The organism is Paracoccaceae bacterium (genome assembly GCA_012103375.1).
In the GTDB taxonomy this organism is placed as follows: Bacteria; Pseudomonadota; Alphaproteobacteria; order Rhodobacterales; family Rhodobacteraceae; genus WLWX01.
The window spans coordinates 1,697,386-1,722,451 of record WLWX01000001.1 but is presented as its reverse complement, the minus strand read 5'-3'; the positions used below and the strand labels follow the sequence as shown (position 1 = coordinate 1,722,451).

The following is a 25,066-nucleotide window of genomic DNA, read 5'->3' as shown; positions in this document are numbered from 1 at the left end:
TTCGGGCAGATGATTCTATGGGAGTGACCGTTATGGCGCTGGATGCAAAAACCAATTCGCTTGAAGAATTCTGGATGCCGTTCACCGATAATCGCGGCTTCAAACAGGACCCGCGCCTGATCGTCAGCTCGGCCGGTACCTATATGACCGATCACAAGGGCGGCCAGGTTATCGACGGGTCATCGGGGCTGTTCTGTTCGCCCGCCGGTCACTGCCATCCGAAGATCATCGAGGCTGTGCATGTCGCCATGCAGGACGCGACCTTCGTGTCGCCCTTTGGCTCGGCGCACCCGCTGAGTTTTGCGCTGGCTGAAAAGGTCGCGCGCCTGCACCCGGATGAGATCAATCATGTGTTCTTCGTGAACTCGGGCTCGGAGGCCGTGGACACGGCGATGAAGATCGTCATGGCTTATTGGACCGCCAAGGGCGAAGCGCGGCATCGGTTCGTCAGCCGTGAACGCGCGTATCACGGGGTGAACATCGGCGGCGTCAGCCTGTCGGGTCTGGTCAACAACCGCCGCGCCTTCCCGATAACCATGCCCAACATCGTCCACATGCGTCACACCTTTACCGAGGATGAGCTGTTCACGCCGGGTTGCCGCAAGAGCGGGGCAGATCGCGCCGAGGATCTGCAGCGCGCCATCGACAACTACGGGGGTGAGACGATTGCCGCCGTCTTCGTTGAACCGGTCGCGGGGTCAACCGGGGTGCTGCCGCCGCCCGAAGGATACCTCAAGCGCCTGCGCGAGATTTGCGATGCGCATGGCATCCTGCTGGTGTTCGATGACGTGATCTGCGGCTTTGGCCGGATCGGGGGCAATTTCTCGTCCGATGTGTTCGGGGTGACGCCGGATATCGTGACCATGGCCAAGGCGCTGACCAACGGGTCGATCCCGATGGGCGCGGTTGCGGTGAAAGATGAGATCTATGAAACGGTGACCGACAAGGCCGCCATGGGCGGGATCGAGCTGTTCCACGGCTATACCTACTCGGGCCACCCGGCGGCCTGTGCGGCAGGTCTGGCGGCGCTGTCGATCTATGAGGAAGAGGGGCTGTTCCAGCGCGTGCGCGACATGACCCCCTATTTCGAAGACGCTATGATGAGCCTGAAAGATCATGAACTGGTCCGCGACATCCGCACCATCGGCATGATGGGCAATGTCGAGATGTTCCCGCATCCAAAACCGGGTGTGCGGGGCGTGCTGGCCCAGACCAAGCTGTTCTGGAACGGCTGTCATGTAAAGTTCACCGGCGACAACGGAATCGTGGCGCCGATGTTCATCACCGAAAAGGCGCATATCGACGAGATTGTCGGCAAGATCCGCAAAACGATGGACGAACTGCCACGCTAAGCCGGCGCATGATCTGGTCAGGTCCGATGCAGATCTGATCCCGTGCGGCAGCCCCCGGATATCCGGGGGCTGTTGCGTTTTTGGCGACAGCTATCGACGGCCGGGGCCGGGCCGCAACGCGCCAAAGCCCGCGCCGGTGCCGAGGTTTCGGCACTGCGCATTGCTTGTTGCAGGCAGGCGCTCCGGGATTTCCGGAGTGTGGCCCTAGAGCATCGTCCATTTAATCTGCAGCGATTCCCAAAGTCGAACGCCCAACCTCAGCAGGGCGCGCGCCGGACCGGCGGGCTGGCGCAGCAACGGGGGAAAGGCATGATTTATGGTGCCGTGTTAGCCGTCAACTATCCCGGTTGTGCCCACCTCAAACCGACGCCTGACCGGTGGGGCCGGTCTGGCGTGCGCCCTGCGCCTGCGGCGCGCACCGGGCGCAGATCAGTTCTTTCGCGATTCAGATATTTGGGATGGCGATTTAGCTGGTTTCAGCCGCCGCCACGCGGGTTTCCAGCACATCGAATGGCACCCCGGGCGTGTCTTTGGCGACGCGGATCACCAGCGAGGTTTTGACGCTGCCGACGTTGTCGGCGGTTGTCAGCTCCTCGGTCAGGAAACTCTGGAAACTGCTCAGGTCCGGGGCGACGCATTTCAGCACAAAGTCCACTTCGCCGTTCAGCATGTGGCATTCGCGCACCAGCGGCCAGCCACGGCAGCGGTTTTCGAACGCGCTCAGGTCAGCCTCGGCCTGGCTTTGCAGGCCGACCATGGCAAAGACCTGCACTTCAAAGCCCAGCAAGCGGGCGTCGACATCGGCGTGATAGCCGACGATGAATCCGGCCTCCTCAAGCGCGCGGACCCGGCGCAGGCAAGGCGGCGCCGAGATGCCGACGCGGCGGGCAAGCTCTACGTTCGTCATCCGACCGTCCGCCTGCAGCTCGGCCAGAATCTGACGGTCGATCTCATCCAGTTTATGTCCGGCCATGGCCCCTCCGATTTTGTGAACCTTAGCCAATTGCACCATCCTGAGCAATAATATTTCAACATCACGCAAGAATATTAGGGTTGTGGTCCGAAGGACCGGCGCGACCGCTCACGGATAATTTGCGGGCCGGTGATCCTTGCGGCCTTTCCCCGCCCACCCCGGACGCCTATATCGGGGCGGTATTTCAGATCGATTCCCGGGGGAAACCATGTCCGAACACCGCCATGTCAAAGTGATGATCATCGGCTCTGGCCCTGCGGGGTATACGGCGGCGGTCTATGCAACGCGCGCGATGCTGGAACCGGTTCTGTTCCAGGGCATTCAGCCGGGCGGTCAGCTGACAATCACGACCGAGGTGGAAAACTGGCCGGGCGACACGATGGTCATGGGACCGGACCTGATGGTTCGGATGGAAGAACACGCCAAGGCCACGGGGGCCGAGATTATCTCGGACCACATCAATTCGCTGGACCTGTCGAAACGTCCGTTCACCGCCGTCGCTGACAGCGGTGCGGTCTGGACGGCGGATGCCGTCATCCTGGCAACCGGCGCCCAGGCAAAATGGCTGGGTATGGAGAGTGAGGAAAAGTTCAAGGGGTTCGGCGTGTCCGCTTGCGCCACCTGCGACGGGTTCTTCTATCGTGGGCAGGACGTCGTGGTAATCGGCGGCGGCAATACGGCGGTTGAAGAGGCGCTGTTCCTGACCAATTTCGCCAGCAAGGTCACCCTGATCCATCGGCGCGACAGCCTGCGCAGCGAGAAGATCCTGCAAGACCGCCTGTTCAAGAACCCCAAGGTCGAAATCCTGTGGGACACAACGCTGGAGGAGGTCATCGGCACCGAAAACCCCCTGGGCGTCGAAGCTGTGCGGGTGAAGAACGTCAAAACCGGAGAGACCTCGGAAGTACCTTGTAAAGGCGTGTTTATCGCCATCGGCCACGCGCCGTCGTCGGAATTGGTCAAGGACCAGCTGGAAACGCATATGGGCGGTTATGTGGTCACGGCCCCCGACAGTACGGCCACATCAATCCCCGGTGTCTATGCCGCCGGTGACCTGACCGACCACATCTATCGTCAAGCCGTCACCAGTGCCGGCATGGGCTGCATGGCCGCGTTGGAAGCCGAGAAATTTCTGGCCGAGATGGAGGCGGAAACCCCTGATAGCAAAGTCGCATGACGCTTCGCGCCCATATCTTCACGAAAATTCAACCCCAAAACCTGCTGAGATTGGTATCCGGCGGCTCGGACACTGTTGACGGTGTTACGTTCAGTTTCGGGTTCGACGTACCCGAAGACATTGATGCGCTGCTGGTCTACAATCGCGCATCATTTTCCATCCAAACACGACTGCCGAATTCCCGGACCATCTTCTTCGCAGGAGAGCCCGACGACATTCATCCCTACAGTGCCGTTTTCCTCGATCAGTTTGGCCTCGCGCATACCACGACCGAAAAACCGCTTCAAACCCGCAAGGTTCAGGCCAGCGCATGTGCGCCGCCGTTTGTCGGGCTGAATTTCGCGTCAGCATCGGATTCGCTGGATCTTGATTGGTTTCGAAACTTGTCGGAAAGCCCGCGGAAGGATGACTTGATATCGATTGTGACCAGCACCAAGGCGGACACGCCGTACCATCGCGCACGGCTGGCGTTTATCGAGCGGTTGCAGCACCGCATCCCGGATCGGATCCGACTCTATGGCAGGGGCGTCAATTCGATAGATGACAAGAAAGATGCCCTTCTGGGACACAAATATCATATCGCACTTGAGAATGCCGGCGGGCCATTCACCTGGACCGAAAAACTGGCCGATCCGCTGCTGTGCTGGGCGCTGCCGTTTCATTCGGGTTGCAGCAATGTCGGCGATGAATTGCCGGCGGAATGTGTCGTCTCGATCGACATTACCAATCCCGACGCAGCCATTGACCGGATCATCGCGGCGCAGCAATCCGATCTTTGGTCACAGCGCCTGGATGCAATCGCGGCAGCGCGCGCGATGGTGTTCACCAAGTACAATCTGATGCACAGGTTTGCGGCATTGGTGAAGGATGTCTGCGCAGCAAACCCCGACGTAGTGCTTTGCAAAACGGCGCGCCTGATCCGATCTGAAAGGTCGTTGTGGCCCGAACCCGGATGCCGTGGCAGTATCCCTGAAATGCTGTTCCGGCGCGCGATGCTGGCCGTTGATCCGGGGTTCGAAATGCGAACCCTTGGTTTGCGGACTCGATTACGCGGCTTTCACAGGGCACGCAAAATCCGCAAAGAGGCGCGAAGCGAAGCGAAGTTTCGCAAGGACAAGTCTGACGCGTGACGGACACGGCATCGCCCTAAATGACCACGACTTCCTTGGGCCAAAATTTTAGAACGTCGCAAGCGCCCCAGCGGCCAGGACGGCGCCGGTTGGTGCGCCGGTTGGTGACCCGCCAAGTGGTTCTTCGCTGATGGCCAGCGTCGCCATGGTGATATCTGCGCGCAGGTCTTCCGGGACGGCGATCACAACCTGATCGTCTGCGGGCAGCACCCCGAGGGAGACCGGGGCGTTGTCGCCGATGATGGCCCAAAGCTCCAAGTCGCGCTGGCTGGGTGCGGCGCCTGCTGTGCGGTTCAGTTTCAGCGCTCCGCTGCCCGGTTGATAGACGGCGATGACGCGCAGCGAGGCATCGCTTGCAGCGATATCTGCGGTCAGGATTTCCGCTGTGACGGCCGGCGCGCCGGGGCCAACGCCGGGTGCGGTGAGCATTGGTGAAAACGCCACGAACGCCGCAGCCGCCGCAACAGCGGCCATGCCGATGGCGGCGGCCTGCCAGAGGCGCAGTTTTGACATCAGCGTCGATGCGTGGCCGACATCTGCGAACAACTCACCCTCGATGGCGCGTTTCAGACCGGCGGGCGGCGTGACGGGCGCAACTTCATCCGCGAGCGATGCGAAATGTTCTGTCCAGAACGTCACCTCGGCGCGCACCTCGGGATCCCAGGCGATTGTCGCCTCGAAATCCTTGCGGTCCGCCGATGGCATCAGGTGCAGCACATATTCGGCTGCGTGCATGGCCCCGTCGCGTTCTTTTTTGGTCTCAACGCTCATTTACTCAAGCACTCTCGCAACTTCTCAAGCGACCTGCGAAGCCAGGTGCGCATCGTGTTCAGCGGAACGTCATGGGCCTTCGCCAGATCGGCGTAGGTGTAACCTTCCAGATATGCGCCCCGCACTGCGGCGCGCCGATCAGGCTCCAGCGTGTCCATGCAGGCCCCGATGCGCGCGGCCTCGGAACTGGCGATGGCGGCGGCTTCGGGTGTTGGGCCGGCAGATGGCACTGCGTCAGCCTCGGACAGATCCTCGCCCGCTGTCTTGCGACGGCGCAGGCTGTCGATTGCCGTATTCCTGGCAATCGTGATCAGCCAGGTCATCGGGCTAAGCCCGTTGGCCGCATATCTGTCCGCCCGCTTCCAAACCTTCACGAACGTGTCTTGCAGGGCGTCTTCTGCCGCTGCCCGATCATTCAAGACACGCAAGCACACCCCAAATAGTTTCGCAGATGTCTTGTCATAGAGCTGCGAAAGCGCCTTGCGGTCGCCCAGCGCCAGGCGGGACAACAGGTTTTCAATGTCTGCAGTCGTATTCACGGCCAGTACAAACCCCCAAGATTCGCAGATATTTAGCCTTTGAGAATACACCTTGGCCAGTGGGCATTTCCGATTGGCTGTCCGGGCCACCCCGTAGGATCGCGCATTTTATGAAACAAGCGGTTGTAATGGTACTGGCGGAAAGGATAGCACCCCGCCGAAACACCCACATCCCTGCCCCGTTCCGACTGGAAATCATGTCATGCAAGTCCTTGCCCCGATCCCAGAGCTTTATGTCTCCTACGATTCTGCCCAGAAGCTGAAAATCGACGCGGGCGACTTGCCCTCCTGGGATCTGAGCCCGCGCCAGATTTGTGATCTGGAGTTGCTGATGAATGGCGGGTTCAACCCGCTGAAGGGGTTTCTGGGGCGCGAAGATTACGACAGCGTCGTTAGCACCATGCGGCTGGCCGATGGGACGCTCTGGCCGATGCCGATCACGCTGGATGTCAGTCAGGAATTCGCCGATTCCATAGCGGAAGGCCAGGACATCGCCCTGCGCGATCAGGAAGGTGTGATCCTGGGCACCATGTCGGTCACTGACAAATGGAGCCCGGACAAATCGCTTGAGGCGGACCAGGTTTTCGGCGCCGATGATGCGGCGCATCCGGCGGTCAACTATCTGCACAACACCGCCGGGCCGGTGTATCTGGGCGGGCCGATCACGGGTATCCAGCCGCCGACGCATTACGATTTCCGCGCCCGCCGCGACACCCCGAACGAGATGCGCGCCTATTTCCGCAAAATGGGCTGGCGCCGCGCGGGAGGCCCAGGCGAACCTGCTGATCCATCCGGTCGTCGGCATGACGAAACCGGGCGACATCGACCATTTCACCCGCGTGCGCTGTTACGAGGCGGTGCTGGACCAGTACCCCTCTGCCACCACCAGCATGAGCTTGCTGAACCTTGCGATGCGCATGGCTGGCCCACGCGAAGCGGTCTGGCACGGGCTGATCCGCAAGAACCACGGCTGCACCCATCTGATTGTCGGGCGCGATCACGCCGGGCCCGGCAAGAATTCGAAGGGTGAGGATTTTTACGGCCCCTATGACGCGCAGGAGCTGTTCAAGCAGCACCAGGACGAGATGGGCATCGAAATGGTCGACTTCAAACACATGGTCTATGTCCAGGAGCGCGCCGAATATCAGCCTGCCGATGAAGTGGCCGAAGGGGATACCGTCCTGAATATCTCGGGCACAGAACTGCGCCGCCGCCTGTTCGAAGGGCTGGAGATTCCCGACTGGTTCAGCTTCCCCGAAGTCGTGGCCGAGCTGCGCCGCACCCGGCCCGCACGGTCCAAACAGGGGTTCACCGTGTTCTTCACCGGCCTGTCCGGGTCTGGCAAATCCACCATCGCGAACGCGCTGATGGTCAAGCTGATGGAGATGGGCGACCGGCCGGTGACGTTGCTGGATGGGGATATTGTGCGCAAGAACCTCAGCTCGGAACTCGGCTTTTCCAAAGAGCACCGCGATCTGAACATCCGCCGCATCGGCTATGTCGCCTCGGAAATCACCAAGAACGGCGGCATCGCGATCTGCGCGCCGATCGCCCCCTATGCCACCACCCGGCGCGCCGTGCGCGAAGAGATCGAGACATTCGGCGCCTTTATCGAGGTGCATGTCTCAACCTCGCTGGAGGAATGCGAGCGGCGGGATCGCAAGGGCCTGTACCGTCTGGCGCGTGAGGGCAAGATCAAGGAATTCACCGGCATCTCGGACCCATACGATGTGCCGGAACATGCCGAACTGGTCGTCGATACTGAAAATGTCGAGGTTGATTACTGCGCCCAGCAGGTTTTGCTGAAGCTGGAAGGCATGGGATTGATCGCGGCGAACTGACGCGCGATTGTGGCACATGTCCGATCTGATCATATCCCTGACGACCATCCCGCCGCGGATGCACCAGATCGCTCCGACGTTGCGCGATCTGGTGGCGCAGCGGGCCGATGTGGCCGAGGTGCGGCTGTATATTCCGCGCCGCTATCGCCGGTTCGACTTTGACCCGGCGACCGATCTGCCGGACCTGCCGGACGGCGTGACACTGTGCATGACGGACGAGGATTTCGGGCCCGCGACCAAAGTGCTTCCGGCGGTTCGGGATTTTTCCGGGCAAGATGTCGAGATCCTGTTTTGTGACGACGATCAGCCCTATGCACCGGACTGGGCGCAGTATTTTCTGGATGCCCGACGTGCCCGGCCCGACGCATGCATTGTCGAAAAGGGCTACGATCTGGACACGCGTCCGCCAGGGGCGCGGTACCGGCTGGAAAACCGCATGCAGCCACGCGCGCTGGCGCGCCACAAGGGCGTCGGATACCGCATGTTCCGGTTGCTGACGCTGACCACGATCAAGCCGAAACCCTATATCGTTGACGGCTATGTGGATGTGCTGGAGGGGTATCGCGGCGCGATGATCCGGCCAGAGTTTATCCCGCCCGAAACCTTCGACATTCCCGAGGTTCTTTGGACCGTCGATGACCCCTGGCTGTCCGGCCAGATGACCCGCAACAACGTACCGATCTGGCTGATGACCGCGCCACCGCTTTGGGGGCGGCCTTACGGCGCGCACCATCAGGACGGGCTGGCCAAAATGGTGCATCAGGATCACGGGCGGTTAGAGGCAGACACCGCCTGTATCGAACATTTCCGCAAGAACTTCGGCATCTGGCAGGGCGACGGGCCGTATTGATACTGTGCTGATGCCGCCCCGATGCCGCCCTGAGACCGGGCCGGTGTCGTTAGAGCGCCGTCCTTGAAATCTGAATCGATGGGATTCCCAGAGGTCTGATTTTGTGATTCACCGAATGTGGAGGTGGATCATGGGGAAATCACTGTCTTTGGACATTCGAGAGCGCGTCGTCGCGCTGGTAGATGAAGGACTTTCCTGCCATGAGGCGGCCCGGCGTTTGCGGATATCGGTCGCGAGCGCGGTGCGGATCATGCAGCGCAAAAGGCGAACCGGCGGCGTGAAAGCTGCGCCTCAAGGACGGCCTCGACGCAGCAAGTTGGACGCGGCGTCCGAGTGGTTGAAATTACGCGTGCAAGCTGAACCGGACATCACCATGCCGGAGCTGGCCGAAGCGTTGAAGCAGGAGCATGACCTAATCGCCACACCGGCGATGCTCTCACGTCACTTGCTTCATCGCCTTGGGTTCACATATAAAAAAATAGCTGATCGCAACGGAAAGGCTGCGCAAACGGGTTCGCGCCGCGCGATACGAGTGGCGGCGTCGGATGCCGAGGATGCGCCGTGAGCCGCATAGGCTGGTGTTTATCGACGAAACCGCCGTCACCACCAAGATGACACGCCTGCGGGGCCGATCCCTCCGGGGGACTCGGCTTGAGGCGGACGCGCCCTTCGGCCACTGGCGCACGCAAACCTTCATCGCCGGGCTGCGGATGGATGAACTCAGCGCACCCTGGGTTCTGGACGGCCCCATGAACCGCGCCGCCTTCGACATATACATTGAAACCCAATTGGTTCCGACCTTGCAGCCAGGTGACGTCGTGATCGCTGACAACCTGTCGTCTCACAAATCCGCAAAGGCACAGGCCATCCTGAAAGCGCAGGGAAGCTGGCTCCTCTTCCTGCCGCCCTACAGCCCCGACCTGAACCCTATCGAAATGGCATACGCCAAGCTCAAAGCACATCTGCGACGGCTGAAAGCACGTACCTTCGACGCGCTGTTCCAATCCGTCGCACAAACCTGCGACCTCTTTCCACCAGAAGAATGCAGAAACCTCTTCAAGGCTGCCGGATATGTTGCAGATTAAATGGACCATGCTCTAGTGGAATTTGCGGATTTCACCCGACTTCAGCCGCGCCTGATAGCTTTGAAGCTCTGCCTTCACGATCGGCATCAGCACATAAAGTGCCGCGATGTTGACAACCGCCATGGCAAAGATCGCCGCATCCGAGAAGTCGATGACCGGGCCAAGGCTGGCCGCAGCGCCGATCACGACGAAGATGCAGAAGATCACCTTGAACACCAGCTCCTTGGTGTCGCCCTCACCAAACAGGAAGGTCCAGGCCTTCAGGCCATAGTAGGACCAGCTGATCATGGTCGAGAATGCGAACAGAATCACCGCAATCGCCAGGATGTACTGGAAGAACGGCACCGCGGAAGAAAACGCCGCAGATGTCAGCGCCACGCCCTTGTTGCCATCGACCGTCTGGATCGTGCTTGCGCCTTCGTCCAGCAGATACAGGCCGGTGTTGGGATCGGTGATCAGCTGACCGGTGATGATGATCACCAGCGCCGTCATCGTGCAGATCACAACCGTGTCGATGAACGGCTCCAGCAGGGAAACGAAGCCTTCGGTAATCGGCTCTTTCGTTTTCACGGCCGAGTGTGCGATCGCCGCCGAGCCAACGCCAGCCTCGTTCGAGAATGCCGCCCGCTTGAAGCCCTGGATCAGCGCACCGACCATACCACCGGCAACACCTGCACCGGTGAAGGCACCGCTGAAGATTTCACCAAAGGCCCAGCCGATCAGATTGAAGTTCATCAGCAGAATGACCAGCGCGGTCAGAACGTACAGAACGCCCATGAACGGCACGACCTTTTCGGTCACTTTCGCGATGGATTTCAGACCGCCGACAATAACCGCAAACACGATCACGGCAAAGATGATGCCGGTGATCCAGCCCGGAAAATCACCAACGACATTGGTGATCTGCGCGTGCGCCTGATTGGCCTGGAACATGTTGCCGCCACCGAAGGCGCCAAGGATACAAAAGATCGAAAACAGGACCGCCATGAACTTGCCCGCCGGCAGGCCGCGTTCTTCGAAACCCTTGGTCATATAGTACATCGGACCACCTGAGACGGTGCCGTTTTCATACTCATTTCGGTATTTAACACCCAACGTACATTCGGTGAATTTCGAGGCCATGCCCATCAGGCCCGCCAGGATCATCCAGAATGTCGCGCCAGGACCACCGATGCCGACCGCAACCGCCACACCGGCGATGTTGCCCAGCCCGACAGTCCCCGAAAGCGCCGTTGCCAGCGCCTGGAAATGGCTGACTTCGCCCGCGTCATTGGGGTCGGAATAGTCGCCCTTGACCAGCGAGATCGAGTGCGGGAAGGCCTTGAACTGGATCAGGCCGAAGTAGACCGTAAAGATTGTCGCCGCGACCACCAGCCAAGCCACGATCCAGGGGAAGCTGGTTCCCGGAAACGGGCTGAAGATCAAGTTCACAAACCAGCCAGTCGAACTTGCGAATATCTGGTTTACCTTTTCGTCGATGGATTGCGCAATTGCGGGGACCGCGGACGCCATAAGCGCCGGGGCCGCCAGCCCTGTTATTTTCAGATTTTTATACATCTCTATCCCTGCTTTATTTTTTTATGGAACGATGGTGACCGGCACTGGCGACGCTTGCGCCAGGGTGCCAGCGACCGAACCGAAAAGACGCGATGTCAGCGAAGAGTGGCCCGTTCGGCCGATCACGATCTGCGCGGCATTCGCGGATTTTGCGACGTCGCAGATCGTATCGGCAATATGGCCGTATTTAATCTCAGATCGCGCTTCGACGCCTGCGGCGGAAAGCTTCTTCAGAACCGGCGCGACGACCATTTCTTCGGCGCGTTTCAGTTCTTCGGTCCAACGCGCGTGGCGCTCTTCGATTTCCTGGGGCGTCAGGAACGAATACGGCGACCATTCCAGCACATGCGCAACGGTTATTGAGACACCTTGCGATTTTGCGCGCTCTGTCGCGAAGTCGATTGCGCGATCCGCGCTTTCGCTTCCGTCGTAACCCACGACGATTGTTTTTGTCATGTCCTCTCCTCCAACGTTTTTATGTTTCTCTGGACAGTGTGAGTTTTACACAATCTCGTAAAGAAAAATCGCTCGATGTGGTCGCATTTTCGGAAATTTTCTGTAAGAAATGGGTTTATCCCCCATTGATGCAGGAAATTCTCCGATGGACAGCATAGATAAGAAAATCATGCAGACCCTTCAGACAGACGGCCAGATCTCGATGTCGCGGCTGTCCGAACAGGTCGGACTGTCGCTGTCAGCCTGCCACCGGCGGGTAAAACTTCTGGAAGCATTCGGCATGATCGCAGGCTATGCGGCGCGGCTGGATCGCTTGAAAATCGGGCTGGAATTGCAGATCTTTATCGAGATCAAGATCACCAATATGCGCCAGGAACATATCGAGGCGTTTGAGGCTGCGATCGCGATCATGCCCGAGATTCTGGAATGCCACCTGATTTCGGGTGAATTCGACTACCTCGTCCGGGTCGCTGCACGCGATACGCGGGCCTACGAAAACCTGTACCGCAATCGCCTGTCGCGCATCCCCTCGGTGGCAGAGATGAAGACCCTGATGACGGTGTCGACGGTCAAGGAATTTTCCGGCTACCACATTGATTGATTTAGGGCACCTTGGGCGGTGCATCCCTACCCCGGCGCCGTGCAGGCCCCGAAGCCGTCTGCGTCAGGAACTGGCCGCCAGCAACTCGGCATTGCCGCCCGAAGCCGTGGTATCCACGCAGATCGTTTGCTCGACCAGCAGATCGCGGTCCAGCGTTCGCGCGGTCACCAGCCTGACGATTGGCCCGTCCAGCGCCGCGCAGGCGCGCGCAAAACCCTGCGGCACATTCCCCCAGTAGATCAGGGCCGAAACCCCCTTTAGCTGTGCAACTTCGCCCGGCGTTAACTGTGCTTTGACCAGAACGTTCTGACAGCCCAGGGCGCGCGCAATATCGGCCTGCTGCGCCGCATCCTTGGCCCCCGGTCCGGCGCATATGACGCCGTGTCTGGGTTTCATTGCATAGGAATTGTCCTCTCCCGTAGGTCCGGGCAATCGGGAACTGGTTACTGCACCGGGGGTCGCGCCGGAAACCGCACCGACGTCGTTGCCGCGCGTGAACGCTTCAAGGTATCTGGGCCCCCCGGCTTTGGGCCCCGTCCCGGACAGCCCGTGCCCGCCAAAGGGTTGAGAGCCTACAATCGCCCCAATCTGGTTCCGGTTGACATAGATGTTGCCCACATCGACCCGATCCACGATGTGCTGAACCCGCCCGTCAATGCGGGTATGCACCCCGAAGGTCAGGTCATAGCCTGCGGCGTTGATATCATCGACCACGCGGTCAATCTGATCCGCCTCGAACCGGGCGATATGCAGCACCGGGCCAAAAACCTCGCGCGTCACCTGCCCGATACCGCTGACCCGGATCAGGCTGGGGCCAACGAAATGCCCCGCCTCCGGGGCGGGCCAGTGGCGGATCAGCTTGCCGTCTGCCTGCATCGCCGCGACGTAGTCATTGATCGAGGTCTTTGCCGCCGCATCAATGACAGGGCCAATATCAGCGCTCGGGTCGCTGGGGTCGCCGATTTTCAGGGCGTCCACCGCGCCGATCAGCATCTCCAACAGCGCGTCATGAATCCCCGATTGCACATAGAGGACCCGCAGCGCCGAACAGCGCTGCCCGGCAGATTGAAATGCCGAAGCGACGATGTCTTGCACCGCCTGTTCCAGAAGCGCGGTGGAATCCACGATCATCGCATTGATCCCGCCGGTTTCGGCGATCAGCGGCACCGGCGCGTCCGACCGTTCAGCCAATGCGCGGTTGATCGCCTGGCCGGTTGCGGTCGACCCGGTAAAAGCCACCCCGGCGGTTGCAGGATGCGCGCACAGCGCTGGCCCCACCACCGCCCCGCTGCCGGGGACCAGCGCCAGAACATCCGTCGGCACGCCCGCTTCATGCAGCAGCGCAACGGCGCGCGCCGCGATCAGGCTGGTGGCCTCGGCCGGTTTGGCAATAACCGCGTTGCCAGCGGCAAGTGCCGCTGCGACCTGGCCGGAGAAGATCGCAAGCGGAAAGTTCCAGGGCGAGATACAAAGGACGGTGCCAAGGGGACGTCCCGAAAGCCCGGAAATCCCGCCTGCGTAGTAGCGCAGGAAATCCACCGCCTCGCGCATTTCACCGATGCAATCCAGCAGGGTCTTGCCAGCCTCCTGCGCCAGCAGGGCAAACAGCGCGGGGCGATCGCGTTCAAAAAGCTCCGCAGCCCGGTTCAGCACCTCGGCCCGGTGATCCGGGTCCGCATCCCAGATGCGCAGACGTTCGGCGATTGCGACAACCCCGGCGGCGCTGTGGAATTCAACATGGCCAATCGTTGTTCCGGTCGCCGGGTTGGTGACCACTTGCGCGGACGGCGACGGCGCGCCCCATGGTCCGCAACAGGCATCGCGCGCCCCAAGAACAGAGGCCAGCGCATCCGGGTCCGACACATCCAGCCCGGCTGAGTTCACGCGCGGCGCGAACAGGTCCGCAGGCAGGGAAATCTTTGGCGCCGGTTTATCCAGATCCGCAAGCGGATCGCCGGCCACCACCTCGGCCGGAACCTCTTCATCGACGATCTGGTTCACGAAGGATGAATTCGCCCCGTTTTCCAGCAATCGCCGCACCAGATAGGCCAGCAGATCACGATGCTTGCCCACCGGGGCATAAATCCGGCAGGCGGTTCCATGGGCGTCCAGCACCTGCTGATGCAGCGCTTCGCCCATCCCGTGCAGGCGCTGAAACTCGTACCGTGCGTCCGGCGCAGCCATCCCGAGCACCGCTGCCACCGTATGCGCGTTATGGGTGGCGAATTGCGGATATATCCGGTCGTTGTAGCCCAGCAACTTGCGCGCGCAGGCAAGATAGCTGGCGTCGGTCGCAGGTTTTTTCGTGAACACAGGGAATCCGGGCAGGCCTTCGGTTTGGGCGATCTTGATCTCGGTGTCCCAATAGGCGCCCTTCACAAGGCGCACCATGATCCGGCGATCCAGATCCTGCGCCCGTTGGTACAGCCAGTCGATGACAGCGCCCGCGCGTTTGGAATAGGCCTGAACAACCACACCGAACCCGTCCCACCCCGCCAGTGCGGGGTCGGACAAAAGCGCATCGATAATGTCCAGCGACAGATCCAGGCGGGCGGCTTCCTCGGCGTCGATATTCAGCCCGATCCCTGCCGATCTGGCCAATGAAACGAGTGCGGCAACGCGCGGCACCAACTCATCCAGAATCTGGTCACGCTTCAGCGGTTCATAACGTGGATGCAGCGCCGACAGCTTGATTGAAATGCCGGGGTTCTGTGCGATATCGTCCGACTTGGCAGCCCGCGCGATCTGGGCAATGGCACGGGCATAGGCCAGATGGTAACGCGCCGCGTCCGCTTCGGTGCAGGCCGCTTCGCCCAGCATGTCGTATGAATAAGTATAGCCCTTCGCCTCCATCGCGCCGACGCGGGTCATGGCTTTTTCGATATCCTCGCCCACCACAAACTGGCGACCCATTTCCCCCATCGCGCGCGCGACGGCGGCACGGATCACCGGTTCGCCAAGCCGTTTGACCGCCCCGTGCAGGGTGCCGATCAGGCCGTTGCCGGTATCTTCGAGCACCTTACCCGTCAGCATCAGCGCCCAGGTCGAGGCGTTGATAAGCGGCGAATGTGACCGCCCCAGATGGCTTCCCCAGGCGCTTGGCACGATCTTGTCCTCGATCAGATCGTCGATGGTTTCGGTGTCGGGAACACGCAGCAAAGCCTCGGCCAGGCACATCAGCGCGACACCTTCTTCCGATGACAGCCCGTATTCGCCCAGAAACAGCTCCATCATCGACGGGTTCGCGCCGTCGCGGATCAGCCGGACTAGATCGGCCCCCCACCGCGCAAAGTCTTCGCACTCAGCTTGCGAAAACGCCGCCTGTTTCAGCAGCCGGTCCAGAAGTTCGGCTTCATCCGGATACTGTTGAAGAAGTCGATGTTTTGGTCGGCGCGTTGTTGAGCGAGAGGCGGCCGCGCGCCGTTTTCTTTCACGTTGGCACTGTTGCTGGCACCAACTTCGCCAGTTTCCGGAGGTTTTGAGCTGTTGCTGCGAGTTGGAACTGTTCGGTTGCGCCTTTGGGTCCTCGAAGCCGCATCATCTGCACGCCGATGTATCGTTTCAGGTGGGCAAAGAGCATTTCAACCTTCCGCCTTTGGATGAACGACGTCATGTAGGCATCTGTTTTTCGGATATCGCGAGCGACGTCTCGGGCGGCTTCGTGAACGGACCGCATAAGGCGTCTGCCGTCGTCCTTCGGACAGCATTGCGACTTCAGAGGGCATGCGTCGCAATCGTGCTTTGAGGCTCGGTATCTGATGAACCCGTCTTTGCTGCCATTGGGCTTTCGCGGTTTTGAGAAGTTCCGCCGATATGTTTGCAAGGCTTTGCCGGTCGGGCAAGTATAGCTGTCGGTCGCCGGGTCGTAGACAAAGTCTTCGCGTGAGAATGTGCCGTCAGTTCGTTTTGACTTATCCCAGACCGGAATGTGGGGTTCGATTTGACGTTCGTCCACAAGCCAGCCCAACATCTCGGCTGATCCGTAACCCGTATCACCCACAAGCTTGTCAGGTTTGATGCCAAACCGCTCATGTACACGATCGATCATCTCCCTTGCTGCCCGCGCCTCTGCAGGCCGGATCGGAGCCGTCGGCTCGACGTCCACGATGACTGCATTATCCAAATCGACCATATAGTTAGTGGAATAGGCAAAGTAGGCGGCTCCCCCGTCAGCCCCAGTCCAACGCGCTGCTGGATCAGCCGGTGAGATGTATTTGGGGACGACCTTGGTCGCAGCACCGAAGGCCACATCATCCAGCGTCTCGAGATATTCGTCGACGGCACGGGACGTCAGATCTGCTGGCAGTCCGTCTTTGCTTTCAACGCCGCGCGTCTGGTTTGCATTCGCGGGGATCAGACTGGCATCAACACCAAAGCTGTGGCCGCCAACCAGCCCCTCATCCATGCAGCGCTGCAAAACGACCTCGAACAAATGTCGGAACAAACCGCTCTCGCGGAAACGGCCATGCCGGTTCTTAGAGAATGTCGAATGGTCGGGCACTGGATCAGCCAAATCAAGCTTACAAAACCAACGATACGCCAGATTGACATGAACCTCTTCGCAAAGCCGTCGCTCGGAACGGATGCCCTGACAATAGCCCAACAACAGCATGCGGATCATCAGTTCAGGATCAATCGAAGGGCGGCCATTGGCACTGTAGTATGAAGCGAGCAAGGGGCGCACACCTGTCAGATCAAGGAAGCGATCAATTCCCCGGACGGGATGATCCTTCGGCACAAAACTCTCGATCGAGAACTCATAGAACAGCGCGCCTTGCGCAACTTGCCTTGGACCCATCATCGCCGAACCCTCCACCCTCAAAACAAGTGAATCAGAGCGTGCGCGGCCAATCAACGGACTTTTTCAACAGTATCTCCGCATAGGTATCCACCCGGATCCTGCGGCGCAGATCCATCACTCATCACCCTTTGCGCGCATCACCATACCAAACAGATCCCTCGGGTCGTCCGGATCGGCGATCATGTCGAGCTTTTGATAATCGCCGTAGTATTCCAGCCGTGCATGAACGTATTTTAGCGCAGAAAAATCCTCGGTCGCAAATCCGACGCTGTCAAACAGGGTCACCTGCCGGTCCGATTCCCGCCCGGGCACCTGGCCAGAGACCACTTGCCAGATCTCGGTCACCGGGTGATCGTCGGGCAGTTGCTGGATTTCACCCTCGATCCGGGTCTGTGGCGGGTATTCGACGAATATGTCCGAGCGCATCAGGATATCGCGGTGCAACTCGGTCTTGCCGGGACAATCCCCACCGATTGCATTTATGTGCTGGCCTGCGCCGACCATGTTGTCGGTCAGGATCGTGGCGCATTGCTTGTCGGCGGTGCAGGTGGTGATGATGTCGACGCCCGTGACGGCCTGTTCCGGGGTGCTGCATTCAACCACCTGCAACCCGCTTTCCCGCAGGTTGCGCGCAGCCTTGCTGGTTGCTGCCGGATCAATATCGAACAGATGTACCGTGTCGATTCCGATGATCTTCTGGAACCCCAGCGCCTGAAATTCACATTGTGCGCCGTTGCCGATCATCGCCATGGTCCGCGCGCCCGCTGGCGCCAGGTACTTGGCCGCCACGGCCGAGGTTGCGGCCGTCCTTAGGGCTGTCAGAACGGTCATTTCCGACAGCAGGATCGGATAGCCGTTGTCCACCCGCGCCAACAGGCCAAAGGCCGTCACCGTCTGATACCCCCGCGTCATATTGGCGGGGTGCCCGTTGACGTATTTGAACCCATATGTGATTCCGTCTGACGTCGGCATCAGCTCGATCACGCCTTCTTCGGAATGGGCCGGAATTCGGGGTGTCTTGTCGAACTCGGGCCAGCGTCGGAAATCGTCTTCGATCACCTGGGCGATGCCGGCAATCATCTCGGGCACGCCGATGCGGGTGACCAGCTTCATCATGTTTTCAACACTGACGAAGGGCACCATGGCAAGGGGGGATGGCTGCGGGATCATGTAGGTATACCTTTCAATGTTGGTTCGTCGGACGGTCGAGCACGGCATTCCCCATCAGCGAGGCCGTCAGATCCACCATCAGCTGCGCAGTTCGGCCGCGTTCGTCCAGAAACGGGTTCAGTTCGACCAGGTCGAGCGACGTGACCAGGCCGCTTTCATGCAGCAGTTCCATGACCAGATGCGCCTCGCGGAAGGTCGCGCCACCCGGAACGGTTGTCCCGACGGCGCAGGCAATGCCCGGGTCCAGAAAGTCCACATCCAGGCTGACATGAATGCAGCCGTTGGCCGTGCGGACGCGGTCCAGAAATGCGCTCAGCGGGGCCTTGATGCCGTTTTCGTCGATGGCGCGCATGTCGTGGGTTTCGATCCCAAGATCGGCCAGCAGGGACTTCTCTGCCGCATCGACCGAGCGCAGCCCCATCATGCAGATATTCTCAGGCTGCACTTTTGCCGGCAGGTCGGGGTAATGGCCGCCGAAACCATGACAGCCGGTGACATAGGCAACCGGGGTGCCGTGCAGGTTGCCGCTTTGGGTCGTCGACAGTCGATGCAGATCGGGGTGCGCATCCAGCCAAAGGACAAAGAATGGACGCCCGATGGACGCTGCATGACTTGCCAGTGCCGGGATCGACCCGGCGGCAACCGAATGATCGCCGCCCAGAATAATCGGCATATCCACCTTCTGCGCAGCCCGGGCGGTGGCCTCGGAAACCTCGGCAATCCAGGCCGACGTCTCGGCAAGGGCGTGGATGTTTGCGTTCTCATGCGCTGTCGGGTGGCATACAGGCGGGATCAGATTGCCCCAGTCCGTGGTCGCGATGTTGAGGTCTGACAAAGCCTCGACCAGCCCGGCAGAGCGATAGGCATCCGGCCCCATCGCACAGCCCCTTTGGCGCGTTCCCGATTGCGCCGGAACACCGATTAAAGCGTTTCGGCTTGAACCTGAATCGCGAGGGATTCCCTTGAGACCTGATCTGTGATTCATCCTGTTTGGGAGGATGGATCATGTCAGCACCTTTGCCATCTGCGCTTCGGATACGGTTTCAGAGATACATTGAAGAAGGGTTGAGCGGGCGCGCGGCGGCGTTGCGGTTGAAGCTGTCGCCTGCCACAGGCGCGCGGTGGGCGCGTCAGGTGAGGATGAAGGGTCATGCGGAACCTGCCCGGCAGGGACCGCCGCGCGGCAAGGGAAAGCTGGCTCCGCATCGGGAATTCTTTGAGGAGTTGATCGCACAAGACCCTGACATCACGCTCTTTGAGTTGCGTAATGCGCTGGCCGATGCAGAGGGTGTGCGGGTGCATCACTCCTCCATCGCCAACCTTCTGTCCCGGCTCGGCTTCACGTACAAAAAAAGTCGCTGGTCGCAACCGAGCGCCGCCGCGCCAAGGTAAGGCAGCAACGGGCCGACTGGTTCAGATACCGCTCGCCAGCCATTGCGACCTTTCCTGAGCGCGTTGTCTTTATTGACGAAACCGCAGTGAAGACAAACCTCACGCGCCTACGCGGCAGAGCCAAGCGCGGTAAGCGCCTGACGATGGATGCGCCCTTCGGAAGCTGGGGAACCCAAACCTTGATCGCGGGCCTGACCCAAGGCGCGCTGATCGCACCTTGGGTCATCAAGGGAGCGATAGATGGCCCCGCCTTCGCGGCCTACATCCGCGAAGTGCTGGTCCCCGAGATCAACCCCGGCACTGTCGTCATTCTCGACAACCTGGCAACCCACCGGAATAAGGAGGCGACGCAGGCTTTACGCAATCACGGCTGCTGGTTCCTTTACCTGCCACCGTACTCGCCCGACCTGAATCCCATCGAGCAGGCCTTCTCTAAACTGAAAGCCCATTTGCGACGGATCGGGGCCAGGTCCTTTACCCAGGTCTTCGAAGCAATCGGAGCAATCTGCGATCTCTACGACCCAGTAGAATGCTGGAACTACTTTAAGGCCGCCGGATATGTCTCAGGTTAATGTCGAAACGCTTTAGGGCGCAGGTTTTCTGATGTGTGACCGTCTGCATGGGAAAAACGATAGTGGGTGCGCATCGACCAACGCAGGCCAATAAATGATCATTAGGCAAAATTGATTTGCCATTTTGATCAATCTTCGTTCAATTCGGGCAATGCGCATGTTGGACAACACCGACCGGGACTTGCTGAAACTGCTGCGGCACAATGCGCGCACGACAGTGACCGAGCTGGCCGCGACGCTGTCGCTGACCCGTGCAACCGTCAAATCCCGCATGTCGGCACTGCTCGACGACGGTGTCATCCATCGCTTCACGATCGAAACCGCGGATGCCGCGGATGAGGATCACATCAACGCCATCTCGATGCTGGAAATCGAATTGGCCAAGGTCGAAAAAGTGCACCGCACCCTCAAGCGCCTGCCCGAGATTACGAGTTTGCACACAACAAACGGAAAATGGGCGCTGGTCGCCCGGTCCGAAACCCGGAACCTGACGGCGTTTGACCGCCTTCTGAACCAGATTGGCCGGGTCGACGGAGTGGCAAATGTGGAAACCTGCCTGCTGTTGACCCGTCTAAGCTGATGCGCCCGGATTGTGCTGGCTGATCTGGCCTGACTGATCTGGCCGAGTTCGGCCAACCGCCTCAGCCGACCAGCACGTCCTTCAGGCTGCGCCCGGGCATTTTGCGTTCATTAAGGTCAAGTGCCGTGTGCAGATGCTTCAGATGCTCAAGCATCAGGTCCGCCGCTTGCGCGCCGTGACCCTCTGCAATCGCCTCGACCAGGGCTTCATGAGCGTTTTGTTCGCACAGCGCACTTTCGCGTCGCCAATAGAGCGCGATGATCAGTGACGACCGGGCGATCAGGGCTTCGACAATGCCGGCAATGGTGGTCTGATCGGCGATCCGGGCAACCTCTACATGGAACTGGCCTGAAAGATGCAGTGCCTTGCCGCTGTCGGCTTTGGCCAGGGCGGCGTGTTCCTTCTTGATATGCGCCCGAAGCCGCCTGATGTCGGCCTTGGTGGCGCGGTCCGCCGCGTATTCGGCCATGCGCGGTTCGACCAGTTCGCGCGCCTCGAAAACCTCTTTTGCTTCGCGCACCGTAGGCTGCGCCACAAAGGCGCCGCGGTTCCTGCGAACCTCGACCAATTGGGAATGGGCAAGCGAGTGCAGCGCCGCCCGGATGATCGTCCGCGACACGCCGAAAATCTCGCTCAGCTCATCCTCGCCCAGCTTGGTACCGGGCAGGATGCGATGCTGGTGAATCGCGACGGTCAGCGCCCCGGTCACCTCATCAGTTTGAAGTTTGCGATCCGCGTTCGGCGATTTTTCAGCGGTGCTTTGCATCTGAATAATCCTGGGCAAAGGCCAAATCCCGTAGGCAGCACAGGTTAATTGTCCGCAATCCGCCACAGGTTGTATACAACATTTCGCATCAGTCTTTATCATTTTTGCTTGTAAGTGAAGCCATATCCGGCAAGACTTCCTGTATCGGAGAAACGCTGGGGCTGCTTTTCGTACAATAAACCCGGCGATCTCGTATACATGCGTGAGTGGGGAGAACGCGTGACAGCAAATAATACCGACCTTGAATTGGTGAATGTTACCAAGCGCTATGGAACCGCCGTGGCCGTGGATGCGATCAGCCACAAATTCCAGCCGAATTCCTATACCTGCCTGCTTGGTCCGTCCGGCTGTGGCAAGTCGTCGACCTTGCGCATGATTGCCGGGCACGAGATTGTCACCGAAGGATCGATCCTTCTGGGCGGCAAAGATATCTCGGACCTGCCGCCCGCCAGGCGCGGCACGGCGATGATGTTTCAGAACTACGCGCTGTTTCCGCACCTGAGCGTTGCCGAAAACGTCGCCTTCAGCCTGAAGATGAAGGGTGTCGGCAAGGACGAGCGCATGGCCCAGGGCGGCAAGATGCTAGAGCTTGTTGATCTGTCTGACCTGTCGGATCGCCTGCCCGCGCAATTGTCGGGCGGTCAGCAACAGCGGGTCGCGCTGGCGCGCGCCCTGATCACCAGCCCGCAGGCCCTGCTGCTGGATGAACCGCTGTCCGCACTTGACCCGTTCTTGCGCCTGCGCATGCGCGGAGAGTTGAAGAAGCTGCAGCGCGAACTGAACATCGGATTCCTGCATGTGACCCACGGCCAGGACGAAGCCCTGGCCCTGGCGGACGAGATTGTGGTGATGAATGACGCGGTGATTGAACAGGCTGGCCCGGCGCGCGAGGTCTTCAACGCCCCGAAAACCAAATTCGTCGCACAATTCATCGGCGGGCATAACGTCATCGTCCTGCCCGAAGGCGACGTTGCCGTGCGCACCGATGCCGTTACGACCACCACCGTGAAAGACGGCCGTTTTGAAGCCAGCGTGCTGGCGGTCGAATATCAGGGCAATCACGTGTCCCTGCTGGCGAAAATGGCCGGCGACCAGGAAGTGACCGCCCTGATCCCCGACGCCGAATTCTTCGGCAACCCGCATAATCCCGGCGATCAGATCGGGCTGAACTGGGATCAGAAGAACCAACACCAACTGACTGCATGACCGACGACCCCTAATCACCTAGAAGGAGAGACGAATGTCACGTTACACCAAACGAAATGGACTAAGCCGGCGAACGCTGCTGAAGACCGGCGTTGCGGCAGCGGCGGGAACCGTTGCGGCACCGATGGTCTGGGCGCAGTCCAACATCGTTCTTCGCCAGGCAGGCACCGGCGTTTCTGCGTTCAACGAGATTGCCGCGAAGGCCCAGGAAGATCTTGGCATCACGCTGGAAATGACGGCGCTCGATTCCGACAGTGTGACCCAGCGGGTCGCCACCCAACCTGACAGCTTTGACATTGCCGATATCGAATACTGGATCTGCAAAAAGGTCTGGCCGACGGGCAACCTGCAGGCGATGGATACCTCGCGGATCGAAAACTATGACAAGATCGCCGGGACGTTCCGGTCGGGCAAACTGACCCCCACCAGCGAGATTGCGCAGGGCACCGCGCCCCACACAGTCGGCTTTGTGGAAGGCGTTGACGGCAAAGAGTTCGTCGACAATGAATCCGGTTGGATGACCCTGATCCCGACGATCTATAACGCCGATACGCTGGGCATCCGCCCGGACCTGATCGGTCGCCCGATCGCCAACTGGTCCGAGTTGCTGAACCCCGAGTTCAAGGGCAAAGCCTCGATCCTCGACATCTCGTCAATCGGCATCATGGACATGTCGATGGTCGTCGAGTCGATGGGTGAATACATGTATCCCGACAAGGGTAACATGACCCGCGAAGAAATCGACCTGACGCTTGGCATCTTCACCGAAGCCAAGAAAAACGGCCAGTTCCGCGCCTTCTGGAAATCCTTCGATGAAAGCGTGAACCTGATGGCCTCGGGCGAGGTTGTGATCCAGTCGATGTGGTCGCCCGCGATCACGGCTGTGCGCAGCCAGGGTATCCCGTGCGTCTATCAGCCGCTAGAGGAAGGCTATCGTTCCTGGGGTGGCGGCATGGGTCTTGCGGCCAGCCTGGAAGGTGCCAAGCTGGATGCGGCTTATGAGTACATCAACTGGTACCTGTCCGGTTGGGTAGGCGGCTTCCTGATGCGTCAGGGCTATTACTCGGCTGTTCCCGAAACCTCCAAGTTGTTCATGTCGGATGACGAATGGGGCTTCTGGTACGAAGGCAAGGAAAGCCAGGGCGACATCGTCAGCCCCAGCGGCCAGAAGCTGGAAGGCCCGGGCGTCATCCGTGACGGCGGTTCATTCTTCGACCGGATGGGCAAGGTTGCCTGCTGGAACTCGGTCATGGACGAGAACCAGTACATGGTCCGCAAGTGGAACGAGTTCATCGCGGCCTAAACACTTGGCGGGGGTGCAGCGATGCGCCCCCGCACACCCACCTGAATATCGGCCGGATCCCATGAAGAACCTGTTCACGAAAAACAACGCTGCCGGCTGGCTGATGGTATCCCCGCTGGCGCTGGTGCTGTCGATATTTCTGGTCCTGCCGATCATCATGATCATCATCGTCAGCTTCTGGCAGGCGACCGAGTTTTCGATCATCCCGGCGTTCCAGTTCGACAATTACGAATTCCTGTTCGGCTCTCCCGTCACCTACACCGTTTTCGTTAATACCTTTAAATACGCGATCCTAACGTGGATTTTCACGTTCCTTATTGGCTTTACCGTCGCCTATTATCTGGCCTTTCACATCCGCAGCCTGACCTGGCAGGTCGCGCTGTTTTTGCTGTGCACGATCCCGTTCCTGACCTCGAACATCATCCGAATGATCAGCTGGATTCCGTTTCTGGGCCGCAACGGCATCGCCAATTCGACGCTGATGTCCTGGGGCGTGATTGACGAACCGGTGGAGTGGTTGCTGTTCAGCGATTTCTCGGTCGTGCTGTCGTTTGTGCATATTTACACGCTGTTCATGGTTGTGCCGATCTTCAACACGATGATGCGGATCGACAAATCCCTGATCGAGGCGGCGCGCGATGGCGGCGCGAACGGCTTCCAGACCCTGTGGAACGTGATCCTGCCGCTGACCAAGCCGGGCATCATGATCGGCACGATCTTCGTGGCCACGCTGGTGATGGGTGATTTCTTCACGGTGCGGATCATGTCGGGCAGCCAATCGGCGAACGTCGGGCGGCTGATCTCGAACGATATCGCGCTGCTGCAATACCCGTCTGCTTCGGCCACGGCGATTGTTCTGCTGGTCACGGTGTTGATCGTGATCGGCATTCTGTTGAAGTTCGTCGATATCCGGAAGGAGCTGTAGTGATGACCGTTGAAGCAGC

20 protein-coding genes and 2 pseudogenes are annotated in these 25,066 nt (G+C 59.9%); 12 read left to right on the top strand and 10 right to left on the bottom strand.

The window, feature by feature from the left end; all coding sequences use genetic code 11:
* The first annotated feature begins 32 nt into the window (after window positions 1-32).
* Window positions 33-1,352 (top strand): aminotransferase class III-fold pyridoxal phosphate-dependent enzyme, encoded by a 1,320-nt coding sequence (locus GKR99_08775; GenBank protein NKB27628.1) that lies wholly within the window; start codon window positions 33-35, stop codon window positions 1,350-1,352.
* Between the two features lie 466 nt (window positions 1,353-1,818).
* On the opposite strand, the gene GKR99_08770 is transcribed toward GKR99_08775, so the two are convergent.
* Window positions 1,819-2,337, bottom strand: a complete 519-nt coding sequence (locus GKR99_08770; protein NKB27627.1) for a winged helix-turn-helix transcriptional regulator — start codon at window positions 2,335-2,337, stop codon at window positions 1,819-1,821.
* Between the two features lie 196 nt (window positions 2,338-2,533).
* Between GKR99_08770 and trxB the strand changes: the two genes are divergently transcribed.
* Both trxB and GKR99_08760 read left to right on the top strand, forming a co-directional pair.
* On the top strand, window positions 2,534-3,502 hold the full coding sequence (gene trxB / locus GKR99_08765; protein ID NKB27626.1) for a thioredoxin-disulfide reductase: 969 nt from the start codon (window positions 2,534-2,536) through the stop codon (window positions 3,500-3,502).
* A complete protein-coding gene (locus GKR99_08760) occupies window positions 3,499-4,632 on the top strand; it encodes a hypothetical protein (GenBank protein NKB27625.1) in 1,134 nt (377 codons plus the stop codon). The genes trxB and GKR99_08760 overlap by 4 nt, the downstream gene beginning before the upstream one ends.
* Window positions 4,633-4,680: 48 nt before the next feature.
* Here the strand turns inward: GKR99_08760 and GKR99_08755 are convergent, their stop codons facing one another.
* Window positions 4,681-5,367 carry a hypothetical protein gene (locus tag GKR99_08755; protein NKB27624.1) on the bottom strand — a complete coding sequence of 229 codons (687 nt, stop codon included), beginning with the start codon at window positions 5,365-5,367 and terminating at the stop codon, window positions 4,681-4,683.
* A 32-nt stretch (window positions 5,368-5,399) separates the two neighbouring features.
* Window positions 5,400-5,942: a sigma-70 family RNA polymerase sigma factor gene (locus tag GKR99_08750; GenBank protein NKB27623.1), complete on the bottom strand. Its 543-nt coding sequence runs from the start codon at window positions 5,940-5,942 to the stop codon at window positions 5,400-5,402.
* A 202-nt stretch (window positions 5,943-6,144) separates the two neighbouring features.
* On the opposite strand from GKR99_08750, the pseudogene GKR99_08745 reads away from it, so the two are divergent.
* The 3 genes and pseudogenes from GKR99_08745 to GKR99_08735 all read left to right on the top strand — a co-directional run bounded on the left by GKR99_08745 (window position 6,145) and on the right by GKR99_08735 (window position 9,718).
* Window positions 6,145-7,783, top strand: a pseudogene (locus tag GKR99_08745) (bifunctional sulfate adenylyltransferase/adenylylsulfate kinase).
* Window positions 7,784-7,814: 31 nt separating this feature from the next.
* On the top strand, window positions 7,815-8,633 hold the full coding sequence (locus GKR99_08740; GenBank protein ID NKB27622.1) for a glycosyltransferase family 2 protein: 819 nt from the start codon (window positions 7,815-7,817) through the stop codon (window positions 8,631-8,633).
* Window positions 8,634-8,763: 130 nt separating this feature from the next.
* A protein-coding gene (locus GKR99_08735) for an IS630 family transposase (protein ID NKB27621.1) occupies window positions 8,764-9,718 on the top strand; the annotation gives its coding sequence in 2 pieces (ribosomal slippage) (window positions 8,764-9,114 and window positions 9,116-9,718; 954 coding nt in all).
* 12 nt (window positions 9,719-9,730) lie between these two features.
* Here the strand turns inward: GKR99_08735 and GKR99_08730 are convergent.
* Both GKR99_08730 and GKR99_08725 read right to left on the bottom strand, forming a co-directional pair.
* The gene (locus tag GKR99_08730) at window positions 9,731-11,275 is read right to left on the bottom strand and encodes an amino acid carrier protein (GenBank protein ID NKB27620.1); all 1,545 of its coding nucleotides are present in this window, start codon (window positions 11,273-11,275) and stop codon (window positions 9,731-9,733) included.
* Between the two features lie 21 nt (window positions 11,276-11,296).
* On the bottom strand, window positions 11,297-11,731 hold the full coding sequence (locus GKR99_08725; protein NKB27619.1) for a universal stress protein: 435 nt from the start codon (window positions 11,729-11,731) through the stop codon (window positions 11,297-11,299).
* A 145-nt stretch (window positions 11,732-11,876) separates the two neighbouring features.
* Between GKR99_08725 and GKR99_08720 the strand changes: the two genes are divergently transcribed.
* Window positions 11,877-12,332 carry an AsnC family transcriptional regulator gene (locus GKR99_08720; GenBank protein ID NKB27618.1) on the top strand — a complete coding sequence of 152 codons (456 nt, stop codon included), beginning with the start codon at window positions 11,877-11,879 and terminating at the stop codon, window positions 12,330-12,332.
* 63 nt (window positions 12,333-12,395) lie between these two features.
* Here the strand turns inward: GKR99_08720 and putA are convergent, their stop codons facing one another.
* The 4 genes from putA to rocF all read right to left on the bottom strand — a co-directional run bounded on the left by putA (window position 12,396) and on the right by rocF (window position 19,288).
* On the bottom strand, window positions 12,396-15,674 hold the full coding sequence (putA, locus tag GKR99_08715) for a bifunctional proline dehydrogenase/L-glutamate gamma-semialdehyde dehydrogenase PutA (protein ID NKB27617.1): 3,279 nt from the start codon (window positions 15,672-15,674) through the stop codon (window positions 12,396-12,398).
* Window positions 15,675-15,762: 88 nt separating this feature from the next.
* A complete protein-coding gene (locus tag GKR99_08710; GenBank protein ID NKB27616.1) occupies window positions 15,763-17,133 on the bottom strand; it encodes a transposase in 1,371 nt (456 codons plus the stop codon).
* Between the two features lie 114 nt (window positions 17,134-17,247).
* On the bottom strand, window positions 17,248-18,303 hold the full coding sequence (locus tag GKR99_08705) for an ornithine cyclodeaminase (GenBank protein NKB27615.1): 1,056 nt from the start codon (window positions 18,301-18,303) through the stop codon (window positions 17,248-17,250).
* Window positions 18,304-18,316: 13 nt separating this feature from the next.
* Window positions 18,317-19,288 (bottom strand): arginase, encoded by a 972-nt coding sequence (rocF, locus tag GKR99_08700; protein NKB27614.1) that lies wholly within the window; start codon window positions 19,286-19,288, stop codon window positions 18,317-18,319.
* 20 nt (window positions 19,289-19,308) lie between these two features.
* On the opposite strand from rocF, the pseudogene GKR99_08695 reads away from it, so the two are divergent.
* Both GKR99_08695 and GKR99_08690 read left to right on the top strand, forming a co-directional pair.
* A pseudogene (locus GKR99_08695) lies at window positions 19,309-20,267 on the top strand (IS630 family transposase).
* 151 nt (window positions 20,268-20,418) lie between these two features.
* A complete protein-coding gene (locus GKR99_08690) occupies window positions 20,419-20,847 on the top strand; it encodes a winged helix-turn-helix transcriptional regulator (GenBank protein ID NKB27613.1) in 429 nt (142 codons plus the stop codon).
* 61 nt (window positions 20,848-20,908) lie between these two features.
* Here the strand turns inward: GKR99_08690 and GKR99_08685 are convergent, their stop codons facing one another.
* The gene (locus GKR99_08685; protein NKB27612.1) at window positions 20,909-21,613 is read right to left on the bottom strand and encodes an FCD domain-containing protein; all 705 of its coding nucleotides are present in this window, start codon (window positions 21,611-21,613) and stop codon (window positions 20,909-20,911) included.
* 198 nt (window positions 21,614-21,811) lie between these two features.
* Here GKR99_08685 and GKR99_08680 point away from each other — a divergent pair, with 198 nt between their 5' ends.
* The 3 genes from GKR99_08680 to GKR99_08670 all read left to right on the top strand — a co-directional run bounded on the left by GKR99_08680 (window position 21,812) and on the right by GKR99_08670 (window position 25,047).
* The gene (locus tag GKR99_08680; protein ID NKB27611.1) at window positions 21,812-22,819 is read left to right on the top strand and encodes an ATP-binding cassette domain-containing protein; all 1,008 of its coding nucleotides are present in this window, start codon (window positions 21,812-21,814) and stop codon (window positions 22,817-22,819) included.
* Window positions 22,820-22,853: 34 nt separating this feature from the next.
* Window positions 22,854-24,122 (top strand): extracellular solute-binding protein, encoded by a 1,269-nt coding sequence (locus GKR99_08675; GenBank protein NKB27610.1) that lies wholly within the window; start codon window positions 22,854-22,856, stop codon window positions 24,120-24,122.
* 61 nt (window positions 24,123-24,183) lie between these two features.
* Complete coding sequence (locus GKR99_08670) at window positions 24,184-25,047, top strand: ABC transporter permease (protein NKB27609.1); 864 nt, start codon at window positions 24,184-24,186, stop codon at window positions 25,045-25,047.
* Window positions 25,048-25,066 lie beyond the last annotated feature (19 nt).